Origin of the sequence: Streptomyces sp. NPDC005485, from assembly GCF_040606085.1 — a bacterium.
GTDB lineage: Bacteria > Actinomycetota > Actinomycetes > Streptomycetales > Streptomycetaceae > Streptomyces.
Genome location: NZ_JBEXDZ010000232.1, coordinates 1 through 11072 on the forward strand (window position 1 = coordinate 1; position 11072 = coordinate 11072).

An 11072-nucleotide genomic window follows, 5' to 3' on the forward strand; every position below is an offset into this window, starting at 1 on the left:
AGGGCGTCGCCCTTCCCGGCCGCGCGCCGGAAGCCACATCGGCACTGAACGGATGACCTACTTGGCCCACGGGTCCCGCAGGATGATGTCCGCCGGCGGCGGCGCCACCGCACAGCCGGATAGCATCCGCTCACCCTTCTGCGCACTCGCCACCCGGTCATGTGCCCGCCGTGCCCGTTGACGATCAGGATGCGTGAGAATCCCGCCCGGATCACGGAGCGGCAGGAAGTCGTCGACACCGGTGGGCAGATGAGGGCCGTGCCTAGAGGTGGTCGGCGTCGACCACGGCCTGGGCGAAGACGGTGGGCGCCTCCTGCGGCAGGTTGTGGCCGATGTCCGCGATCGTGCGGTGCAGGTAGGGCCCGGTGAAGTGGGTGCGGTAGGTGGAACCGTCGCCCGGTGCGGTGAAGGGGTCGAGGGCGGGGTCGAGAGTGACGGTGGGGACGCCGATGGGGGGCTGGGCGGCCAGCTGCTTCTCATAGCGGTCGTAGCGTCGGTCGCCCTCGATCAGACCGATGCGCCAGCGGTAGTTGTAGAGGACGATGGCGGCGTAGTCGGGATTCTTGAAGGCCTCGGCGGTGCGCGCGAAGGTGGCGTCGTCGAAGTTCCAGTTGGGGGAGACGAGGGTCCACACGTAGCGGCACAGTGCGATGCGCTTCTCCTCGTTCTCCATGGTCTTCTTGCCGCGATCGGTGGCGAAGTACCACTGGTACCACCAGTTGTGCTCGACGGCCGGGGCGGCGGGATCCAGCTGCATCTTGCGGTCGGTGATGACGTAGCCGCTGGTGGAGAGGAGGGCCTTGACGCGCTCGGGCCACAGGGCGGCGATGATGTCGGCGGTGCGCGAGCCCCAGTCGAAGCCGGCGAGGACGGCCTTCTCGATCTTCAGGGCGTCCATGAACGCGATGATGTCCAGGGCGATGGCGGACTGCTCGGCGTTGCGCGGGGTGTGACGGGACAGGAAACGGGTGCTGCCGTGGCCGCGTAGGTACGGAACGAGGACGCGGTAGCCGAGGTCGGCGAGGAGCGGGGCGACGTCGACGAAGCTGTGGATGTCGTACGGCCAGCCGTGCAGGAGAACGACGACGGGTCCGCGGGCCGGGCCGGCCTCGGCGTAACCGATGTCCAGGACGCCAGCCTTGACGTGCTTGAGTGTGCCGAATTCGGTGTGGGTGCCCGGGGTGATGCTGGGCACGGTGGGAGTGGAAGCGCCTCCCGCCGTCTCCTCGGCGGTCGCGGCGGATGCGTTGGTCCGCAGGCCGGACAGTGAGACCGCGGCCGCTCCCGTGCCCAGGCCGGCGGCCTTGCTGAAGGTACGCCTGTTGATCATGTGAAGCCCTCCGTCGTGCGATTCCGGTGACCGGCCCGAGCCCGGGAAATCCCTGCTCACCTCTGCGGTACGAGATCACCGCGGCTCTTGATGCAAGGACCCTCGCACACCGTTCGTCACCTGTCAAAGCGGTGACGGATGATGCTTTAGCGAGAAGGGGCCCTGGATCCGAGGATGTTCTGCTCCGTGAGTGGGACCGGCAGTACGCACTCTCGTCCGCAACGCAGTGAGGCGCATCAGTCATCTGACCGTCGGACGCGGTACAGGTGTGGCCTGAGGGTGTGAGCTGAGGGTGTGAGCTGAGGGTGTGACTCGATACGTGTCGACTTTGCTCGGGTGGTGAAGGTGGCCAAGGGTAGACCTTTTAGCCATGCTGATGTGCCGTTAACTCGACTAAGTGCTACATTGACGTGGCAGATGATTATTCCGTTCAAACAACTGAACCGCAGGCACGGGAAGAGAGAAGACGCATGATCACCTACGGCCGGCTGTTCATCGGAGGTTCCTGGGCTGAGCCGAGCAACCCGGAACTGCTCGACATCGCCTCGCCGCACGACCGGTCGGTGGTCGGCCGTGCCGCACAGGCGCAGCCGGCGGACATGGATCGCGCGCTTGCCGCGGCACGGGCGTCTTTCGAGGTGGGCGAGTGGCGTCTGACCCCGCCGACGGAGCGCATCGCGGTCCTGCGTCGGTTCAACACACTCCGGGAGGAGAACGCGGAGAAGATCGCGCACCTGATCTCTCTGGAGAACGGTTCGGCGGAATGGTTCACCCGAGCCGGACAGCCCGGCCTGACCCGGCAGGCGAACGCCTACCTGAGCGCGGCGGACGAGTTCGGCTGGGAGGAGACGCTGCAACCCTCCGATCCGGCGTCGCCGGTGCGCAGTGTGGTGCGCCGCGAGGCGATCGGCGTCGTGGCCGCGGTGATCCCGTGGAACTCGCCCTTCTCCTCGGCCACTTCGAAGATCATTCCGGCCCTGGTGGCCGGCAACTCCGTGGTCTTGAAGGTGTCCCCGGAGAATTCGCTGAGCATGGGTTTTCTGGCCGAGCTCCTTGAGCAGGTGGGCCTGCCCGAGGGTGTGATCAGCGTTCTCTCCGCGGGCCGCGAGACCAGTGAATACCTTGTCTCGCACAAGGAGGTCGACAAGATCGCCTTCACTGGCTCGACCCGGGCGGGCCGCCGTATCGCCTCGATCGCGGGCGAGCAGCTCAAACGGGTCAGCCTGGAGCTTGGCGGCAAGTCCGCCGCGATCGTCCTTCCCGACGCCGACATCGAGAAGGCCGTCGCGGGCCTGAAGTTCGCCTCCCTGCTCAACAACGGCGAGTCGTGCATCGCCCAGACCAGGATCCTGGCCCCGCGCAGCCGGTACGAGGAGGTCGTGGCCGCGCTGAAGAAGTTGGTGGAGTCGCTGAAGGTCGGCGATCCGAACGATCCGGACACCTTCATCGGCCCCATGATCCGCCCGGACCAGCAGGAGCGGGTACGCGAATACATTCGGCTCGGGATCGATGAGGGCGCACGCCTGGTCGCCGGCGGTCCGCAGATCCCCGAGGGCCTGGAGAAGGGCAACTACGTCACACCCACTGTCTTCGCCGACGTCGACAACTCCATGCGGATCGCGCGGGAGGAGATCTTCGGCCCGGTCCTGGTGGTCATCGCCTACGACGACGAGGACGACGCCGTCCGCATCGCCAACGACTCCGAGTACGGCCTCTCCGGCGGCGTCTGGTCCTCCGACGAGGCTCACGCTCTGGCAGTCGCCCGCCGCATCCGCACCGGCACCGTTACCGTCAACGGTGCCTCTGTCGCCTTCGACGGCCCGTTCGGCGGCTTCAAAGCCAGCGGCATCGGTCGCGAGTACGGCGCTGTAGGCCTTGGCACCTACACCGAGTACAAGACCATCACCGTTTGACCCCGGCCGGACGCCCCCCCACGGCCCTCGCCCAACACGGCAGCGCAGAACGAACGCCGATGGCGGCAGGTGGCCCGGCCTCCTGCCACCGACGCCGGTCAACACGAAAGCCCCGCCGTGGATGGCGGGGCTGTCGAAGTCCGGACGTACGAAGCCGATGTTCCTGTCCCGTCCGATCAGCCGTGCTGGGGCGGGACAGGCGCGGTGTCATGTATGTCCGGTGTTTACAGGCCCAGGTCAAGGGCGAGGCAGGAGTAGAACTTCCATGAGCCCGCGGGGTCGTACGACGATGCGTTCACCCCTCCGGCCGGCGCGGCCTCGACCTCTGTGGTCATGTCCTCGAGGCGTATGCGCTCGGGGAGGCTGCCGAATCGCGCGTGTCGTACCGCCGCCTCGGCGGCTTCCGTGGTGAGCCCCTTGCTCATGACCGTGCTCCACTTCGTCGATCGTGGATGGTGTCCTGGTTGTTGCTTGGACAGCTATCAGCATGCTCCCGCTTGCGTCACCTGTCAAGGCGGTGACGAATGCCGCGGATGTCGTCCTTGCTGAAGACGTTCTCGACGTTGTCGCCGTTGCCGCTCAGGCGCCGGTGAGGCCCCAGGCCCGGTCGCCGTTGAACATGTTCAGCGGGATCGGCGAGCCGACGTGGATGGCGTACAGGGCCCCTCGCATATACCAGCGGTCGGCTCAGATCCAGGTGTCGAGCCACATCCTGGTGTGCCAGTCGGCATAGGGGATCGTCTGCCCGGAGTAGATCGGGAAGAAGTAGATGAAGTTCCAGGCGATGAGAAGCACAAGCACGCCTGCGGCCACCGCACCTCGTGTACGGCGCTTGGGAGTTGCTCCCGGAGGGCCCAGCAGGGCTCCCACCGTCATCGTCACGGCCAGGCACAAATACGGCACGAAGACGACCGCGTAGAAGGAGAAGATCGTACGGTCCTGGTACAGGAACCAGGGCAGATACCCGCCACCCACCGCACAGAGGACGGCGCCGGCGCGCCAGTCGCGGCGCAGCGCCCAGCGGTAGAGCAGATACACGAGGGCGCAGCAGGCCGACCACCACAGGAGCGGTGTGCCCAAGGCCAGGATCGCCTGTGAGCAGTCGGTGGTCGCGTGGCAGCCGTCGCTCCCGGGTTTCGGCGATTCGTAGTGGAACAGCACAGGGCGGCCCAGGACAAGCCAACTCCAGGGATTCGACTCGTACTTGTGGGAGATGTGCAGCCCCACGTTGAACTGGTAGACCCCGTACTCGTAGTGCCACAGACTGCGCAGCGGGGCCGGGATCCAGGCCCAGGTGCCGCCGCGGCCCTCCGCCCAGTGACGTCCGTAGCCGTTGTCGGACAGGAACCAGCCGGTCCATGCCGCCAGATACGTCAGGACCGCGACCGGAACCAGGGACACCACCGACCAGCCGAAGTCCTTGCGGAGCATGGCCCGATACGGGTGGCGCGCCCCGGCGACGCGGCGGGCGCCGACGTCCCACAGCAGGGTCAGGATCACGAAGAAGGCGAGGAAGTACAGGCCGTTCCATTTGGTGGAGGTCGCCACCCCCAGGAAGAAGCCGGCGGCGAGCCGCCAGGGCCGCACGCCGGTCCCGACCCGGTCGCCGGTATGTGCGTCCGGGCGTATGCGGCCGTCCTCCTCGATCGGCAGGGCGGCAGCGAGCCTGGTCCGCGCCCGGTCCCGGTCGATGAGCAGGCATCCGAACGCCGCCAGCACGAAGAACATGACGACGAGGTCGAGCAGAGCGGTGCGGCTCATCACGTAGTGCAGACCATCCACCGCCATCAGTGCTCCGGCCAGGCAGCCCAGCAGGGTGGAACGGAACAGGCGGCGTCCGATGCGGCACAGCATCAGCACCGACAGCGTGCCGAGGACCGCTGTCATGAAGCGCCAGCCGAAAGGGTTGAGGCCGAACATCCACTCGCCGAGGGCTATCACCCACTTGCCCGTCGGTGGGTGCGCGACGAAGGCTCCGGCGTCGGAGAGCGGGATCACCTGAGGGTCGGCCAGGATCTGCGGTTCGGCGATCTTGCGGTCCGGCCAGGTGCTCTCGTAGCCGAGCCGCAGCAAGGCCCAGGCGTCCTTGGCGTAGTACGTCTCATCGAACACGACCGCCCGCGGGCTGCCCAGACGCCAGAAACGCGGCAGCCCGGCGAGGAACGCCACCAGCAGCGGCCCGCCCCATCCTGACCAGCGCGCCAGCCGGTTCGCTGCCACCGGGGAAAGCCCGAGCACGCGCCACAGCCGCGCGTCGGGTTGGGGAAACGGCGCCACCAGCCGGTCCCGTACGGACGTACGCGGACGATTGACGTACCCGAAGCGGCGCAGCCGTTGCTCCCAGGAGACCGCCCGGGGCTTCGCCGCCTGCTGCGGCTCGTCGGCCACCGCCGGCGCGTTCTCATGCATGACGTGGGGAGCCTTCAGTTAGTGGAGAGCAGGACAAGCGGGGATCGGCTGGCCGGTGGGCGGTGATGGTCACGCCGGCTCAGTCAGCCCTCACTGACCGGAAGCGCTTGAACCTGGCCAACCGGCTACCCGGGTGGTGGTCGAGGTCCGTGTCGGCATCGGCGCACCCTTGGCAGTGGAGGCGGGGCGAGTCGTCGAGGTTTCCGTGACCGACTCGGCAGAGGTGACGGGGCGGGGCTGAGGACTGGTCGGCCCGCCCTGGGCGAACAGGCTCGCCAGGAGCAGGCCGACTCCGAGTCCGGCAATGGTCAGCACGGATCCGGTGGCCATCCAGATCGTCCGGACCCGCTGCCGGGCACGGACGCCGGCTCGCAGGCGGACTTGGTGCCGTTCCTCGTAGGGCGTCTCCGTCGTCTCGTTGTCACGCATCATGCGTGCCAACTCCTGCTCGAACTGATCCATGGCTCCTCCTTCACTCGACCGGCTTGACTGCCTCGGCCAGAAGCAGCCGCAGCCGTGCGACGCCGCGTGCCGTGAGCGAACGGGCGGTACCCACCGGACACCCCAGCACCTCCGCGACGTGCTGCTCGGGCAGGTCCTGGTAGTAACGCAGCACCACCGCAGCCCGCTGCCGCGCCGGCAACAACGCCAACATGGCTTCCAACCGGGTCCGTTCGTCCACGGCGGCGGTCTCATCTCCCACCCCCGGCGGGTCGGGCAACTCGTCCACCGGGTGCTCGCCCCACCAGCGGCGCCGCGCCGAGCGTGCCGCGGCACGGGCCATGACCCTGCGCACATAGGCCTCGGGCGCCTGCTCGGCCACCTTCGGCCACGCAAACCACAGCTTGACCAGCGCCTCTTGAAGCAGATCCTCCGCCCGGTGCCGGTCTCCGCCCGTGAGCAGCCTCGCCAGATGAAGCAACGCCGACCATCGGGCAGCCACGAACCGGTCGAACTCATCGGTCCGCAACTGCCCCATCTGCGTTGCCCCTTGCCTCCCTGCCGAGCACGCCGGCCTCCACCGCACGATGAGCGGCACAGTGTCATCGACCCCGTACGCCGCCGCAGGACCGCGGACGCGCCCCCACACCTACAACAAAGACACTGACCCCCGCTCCGCTATGCACCTTCACCATGTGGCGTGCGTCACATACCCCACTCCGGCGGCTACGGCTTCGGATTCACTTCGCGGTCGAAGTGGGCGAGTTTCTCCAGGAACCACATGTCCTGCAGGAGCATCGGGCCGCGCGGACCGGAGGTCAGCGAGTTCTCGTTGTCAGGAACCGGTGCGCCGGCAGCAGTCGTCAACGGCTTCTGGTTGTTCTCGGGCGAAGCTCGCTCCTCGGCGAGCGGCTGCTTGCCTGCGTCAACGCACGGCGGTCCTGGCCGGTCGCGTGCCCGTCCAAGCAGCTCTGCGGCTCGTAACGGCACACATAGTATGTTGGAACATATATACGTCAAGGCGTGATCCAGGCGCACACGTGTGAGCCTGTCTCTGCCGCCCGACGGTCTGGCACCAACGCTCACTGCAACCGAGGTGGCGGCAGAGGCCACAGCCCGGACCGGGGTCACAGCGGGCCCAGCGCATCTCGGGGTACGGCCGTGAGCTCAAGGGTTTCGAGGACAGTGAGCAGGTGCCGCTCCTCATAGCGGAAGTGGTTCTCCATGATTGCGCCGATGCCTTCGAGGTGTTGGTCGAGCTCCTCGGGCGGTACGGCCCGGTCGACCGCGGCGCGGAGACTTCCTAGCAGGTGGGAGATCATCGAGTGATCCTGCTCGAGCGAGCGCAGCACGGGGCGAAGCTCCGGATGCGCAGCGGCGACGGCCGGGAACAGGGTGCGGTCTTCGCCCTGGTGGTGGCCGTCGAGAGCCGTGCAGAAGCCGTGGCAGTACAGCAGCAGCTCACGGGTGGCTGCCTCACCGGGGGTGCCGTCGGCGAGGGAGGCGCGGGTCACGGACAGGGCTTCCCGCAGTCGGTGGTGCACCCGACGGAGTTCTTGGCTCCAGGCGACGAGCCTGGTCGTCTCGCGCTCAGTCACGCGAGAGCGAAGGGTGCGACAACTGCATCGTCGGCGTCCTTCGATCCGGCGCCTCCATGCCTGACACGGTCTGCCACCGGCACGCGACGCTTCCCGCACACTACCGCGCCTGTTGCCCTGTCGACACCGCTTCCGTCCGGCACGTCATGCTGCGCGAGCCGCACCACTCCTGCTGCTGCGCAAGCCACCAGCCGTGCCGTTTCGACGGCCGGTCCGGAGGCGCTCGGCCGCTTCAGTTCACCAGCGCAGCGATCACCCGACGGACGATCCAGCGGGCGACGGCAGATCAGGGCGCCCGCGGTTCCGGCGAAGGCCAGGACGTGTTCCGCGTTGCGCCCGTAGCGACGGTGCAGGCGGTGGCAGCTGTCAGTCCGGCCAGCCGGTCATTCCGGCCACCGTCCGCTTCGACGGCCCGCGCGGCCGCGTGTGTGTCGACCTAGCCCTGCTTGAGTAGGGAGGTGACCTCGAACAGTGCCCGCCCCAAGCGGTCTTGGGGCAACCAGAGGTGAAGCGTCGAACGCGGAGCCGTCGAGAGGCCACGGTCCGCTGTCGCAGGTGATCAGGCTGACGGCCGCCTCGCGGGACGCGCCCCCGGTGGCCACCTCGCCCGGTCGGAGAACGACGGCGCGACCGCTGCGTCGGTCAGTGCGATGCCCCCCGCGATGGTCGCCGACGGGCAGATGTGACCCATCGGTTACGTGCCTGTCCGGACGCGCTCCGGGCCGCGTATCTGTTCGCCGGAACCCGACGGCCGGGAGGCAGGTGTGAGTCGATAGCGCTGGCACAACCGGGACATGTCACTCGAGTGGCAGGGGGCATGTGAACTCGCGAAGACGTCTATCACCGGCTTGACGGGTGACGGCGGCGGCTGCCATGATTGCGTCACCGCCCCAACCGGTGACGCGAAGAGTGTCCTGGTCGGCAGGTGTCCGAAGACCTTTCGATCCCGCTGGGGAGCACCAGTCATGGCAGTCAGCTACACCGCCGTTGTCGACGTCGACGGAGAGGGCCGCAACGGCGGCCATGTCCGCTCCTCCGACGGTCTGCTGGAGACCAGCCTCGCCCTCCCCAAGGAGCTCGGCGGCGCCGGCACCGCGACGAACCCCGAGCAGCTCCTGGCCGCAGGCTGGGCCGCCTGTTTCCTCGGCGCTCTGCGCCGCGCCGCCACCATCCGCAAGATCCGCCTCACCAGCACCACCATCACTGCCGAGATAACCCTCATACACGGCGACGACGGCGAGTTCTCCCTTTCCGCGGTCCTCAGCCCCGTGCTCGGCGGTGTCGACCAGGCAACCGCCGAGGAGCTCGCGCAGGCCGCCCACCGGCTCTGCCCGTACTCCAAGGCCACGCGCGACAACATCCCGGTCACCATCAACGCCGGCGCCGCCGCCTGATCCGCCCCCTGAACCGCAGGTCCCGTGCTCCCCCTGCACGGGACCCGCCACCCCCTCAGTCGTACCCACGCCGCCGATCGAAGAACGAGGACGGACATGGCTGCCATGACGCACACATATGTACGGATCGCCCCGCAACCTCGCTCGGATCGCGACCGCGTCTCCGGCGAGCGGCCCTCCCGGGGTACGCCAAGACCTGAGAACCGTGATTGGCCGACGGACACGCAGGTGTGGAACTGGTCGGGGAGTGCGGCGCTTGCGGGATACGGCCCGTCGGCCTCCAGCTTCCTCTGACCGGCGGAAGGCACTGAGCAACATTCACACGTATCCCGAAACCTTCAGGTCATCTGTCTCCGGTGACGAAGGGAGTCAGATGACAGAGACAACACATGTCGATCGCGGCCGACACTGAGAGCGCAGTGCAGTGCCGGCCCAGGTATGCCGAACCATCGAAAGCGAGATCACCACCATGGACATGAAACTCGAAGTTGTCATCCTGCCCGTCTCCGACGTGGACCGGGCCAAGGGCTTCTACGTGGAGCAGCTCGGCTGGCGCCTCGACGCCGACTTCCCGATCGACGACGGCTACCGGATCGTGCAGGTGACCCCGCCCGGCTCCGAATCCTCGATCATCTTCGGTCAGGGCCTCACTCGGCAGGAGGCGGGCACTCTCCACGGCCTCCAGCTGACCGTCACCGACATCGTCAAGGCCCAGGAGGAGTTGACCTCCCGCGGTGTGGAGGTCTCCGGCCCCTTCCGCGACGAGACCGGTGCCTTCCGCCACGCCGGTGACTCACACCGGGTTCCCGGCCTGCACCCCGAGCGGGCCAGCTACGGCACGTTCGCCGCCTTCAAGGACCTCGACGGCAACGAGTGGTTCCTCCAGGAGATCACCGAGCGCGCCCCCGGCCGCTGACACCGACAGCCAGCCACGACCACGGCGCACAACACATCCGACACATATCCACCCGACACCCATCCGATGTACTCGGCCAACGTCGCCATCACGGGGGAGGTGCCGGTCGAGCGTCTCCGGCACGCCGTACCTGCCTTCCCGACCATCAGTGAGGTGTGGTTGCGCCTGCTGGAGACGAGGAGAGACTCATGACCACCGCACGCGACCTCGCGCTCATCGCCCTGGGTATGTCGTCCGATCGGCCGGTGGCGCAAGGAGACCTGTCCCTCGCGCTCGCGGGGGCCGAGACGATCGATCTCCTGGAGAGCGGGCGCTGAGTCTGGACGGCGATCGTGTGATGCCCGGTTCTCGGTTGACGACGGGTGACCGTCTGCTGGACCAGGCCGGCGCCTCGCTCACGCGGCGCGAGCCGTACGAGAAGGTCGACGACTGGCTGTGGCGCCGCGGTGGCGGGCTGGCCGCGGCCTACGTCGACGAACTGGAGCGGGCCGGGCTCGTCGCCCACCCACGGGGCCACTTCGGGCTGTGGTCCGCGCGCAGTGTCCTGGCCGACTCGCGAGCCCGCCGTAGTGCGGAGGAACGCAGCGCGTCCGGCGAAACCCGTCCTTGCCGCTCTGTTCGCGGCCGCAGGGATCGGGGAGGACCCGGCCGAGGTCTACGAGAGCCTTTCCGGGGACGCGGGCACGACGGTTCTGGCCGCCGTCGGCGACGCGGTGACGCAGTTGGAGGCCGTACTGCCGCGGTGGGACGTCGAGAACGCCGCGTTCGACAACATGTGGCGGGGGTAGGTCCGTTCAGCGTCGGGTGAACCTCTCCTAGGACACCGTCCGGCGTCCGGCGGCCCGACGGTCGCGTCGTGAGAAGGTGCCTCAGCCGTCCCGCGTGGCGGGCTGTGTCGCGCGGGGTGTGTGGCAGTGCCCGCCTGGGGACCACCGCGCCCGCGGGACGAGCGGAGGTGTCTGTCGGAGGGGTCCGACTAGGGGGTGTTTTGAAAGTCCTGTGCGGTGCCCGCGGTGTTCGGTGCGTGCCCTCGGCGTGCCGGACGAAGGCTCTCGTACTGGACGTACTTGG

9 protein-coding genes and 2 pseudogenes are annotated in these 11072 nt (G+C 68.0%); 4 read left to right on the forward strand and 7 right to left on the reverse strand.

Features of this window, described 5'->3' with window-relative positions; all coding sequences use genetic code 11:
* Positions 1-262: 262 nt before the first annotated feature.
* Complete coding sequence (locus ABZS97_RS41305; RefSeq protein ID WP_356147971.1) at positions 263-1330, reverse strand: alpha/beta hydrolase; 1068 nt, start codon at positions 1328-1330, stop codon at positions 263-265.
* Between the two features lie 470 nt (positions 1331-1800).
* Here ABZS97_RS41305 and ABZS97_RS41310 point away from each other — a divergent pair, with 470 nt between their 5' ends.
* Positions 1801-3243 (forward strand): aldehyde dehydrogenase, encoded by a 1443-nt coding sequence (locus tag ABZS97_RS41310; protein WP_356147974.1) that lies wholly within the window; start codon positions 1801-1803, stop codon positions 3241-3243.
* A gap of 224 nt (positions 3244-3467) precedes the next feature.
* Here the strand turns inward: ABZS97_RS41310 and ABZS97_RS41315 are convergent, their stop codons facing one another.
* From ABZS97_RS41315 to ABZS97_RS41340, 6 genes and pseudogenes are all read right to left on the reverse strand, one after another.
* On the reverse strand, positions 3468-3668 hold the full coding sequence (locus ABZS97_RS41315) for a hypothetical protein (protein WP_356147977.1): 201 nt from the start codon (positions 3666-3668) through the stop codon (positions 3468-3470).
* A 262-nt stretch (positions 3669-3930) separates the two neighbouring features.
* Positions 3931-5652, reverse strand: a complete 1722-nt coding sequence (locus tag ABZS97_RS41320; protein WP_356147980.1) for a phospholipid carrier-dependent glycosyltransferase — start codon at positions 5650-5652, stop codon at positions 3931-3933.
* Between the two features lie 90 nt (positions 5653-5742).
* Positions 5743-6114: a hypothetical protein gene (locus ABZS97_RS41325; protein WP_356147983.1), complete on the reverse strand. Its 372-nt coding sequence runs from the start codon at positions 6112-6114 to the stop codon at positions 5743-5745.
* A gap of 10 nt (positions 6115-6124) precedes the next feature.
* Positions 6125-6631: a SigE family RNA polymerase sigma factor gene (locus ABZS97_RS41330; protein WP_356147986.1), complete on the reverse strand. Its 507-nt coding sequence runs from the start codon at positions 6629-6631 to the stop codon at positions 6125-6127.
* A gap of 194 nt (positions 6632-6825) precedes the next feature.
* A pseudogene (locus ABZS97_RS41335) lies at positions 6826-6960 on the reverse strand (catalase); the annotation flags it as partial.
* Between the two features lie 260 nt (positions 6961-7220).
* Positions 7221-7691 carry a hemerythrin domain-containing protein gene (locus ABZS97_RS41340; RefSeq protein WP_356147989.1) on the reverse strand — a complete coding sequence of 157 codons (471 nt, stop codon included), beginning with the start codon at positions 7689-7691 and terminating at the stop codon, positions 7221-7223.
* Between the two features lie 965 nt (positions 7692-8656).
* On the opposite strand from ABZS97_RS41340, the gene ABZS97_RS41345 reads away from it, so the two are divergent.
* The 3 genes and pseudogenes from ABZS97_RS41345 to ABZS97_RS41355 all read left to right on the forward strand — a co-directional run bounded on the left by ABZS97_RS41345 (position 8657) and on the right by ABZS97_RS41355 (position 10789).
* On the forward strand, positions 8657-9085 hold the full coding sequence (locus tag ABZS97_RS41345) for an organic hydroperoxide resistance protein (RefSeq protein WP_356147991.1): 429 nt from the start codon (positions 8657-8659) through the stop codon (positions 9083-9085).
* Positions 9086-9554: 469 nt separating this feature from the next.
* The gene (locus tag ABZS97_RS41350) at positions 9555-10001 is read left to right on the forward strand and encodes a VOC family protein (RefSeq protein ID WP_356147994.1); all 447 of its coding nucleotides are present in this window, start codon (positions 9555-9557) and stop codon (positions 9999-10001) included.
* 188 nt (positions 10002-10189) lie between these two features.
* Positions 10190-10789, forward strand: a pseudogene (locus ABZS97_RS41355) (GPP34 family phosphoprotein).
* Positions 10790-11072: the final 283 nt, after the last annotated feature.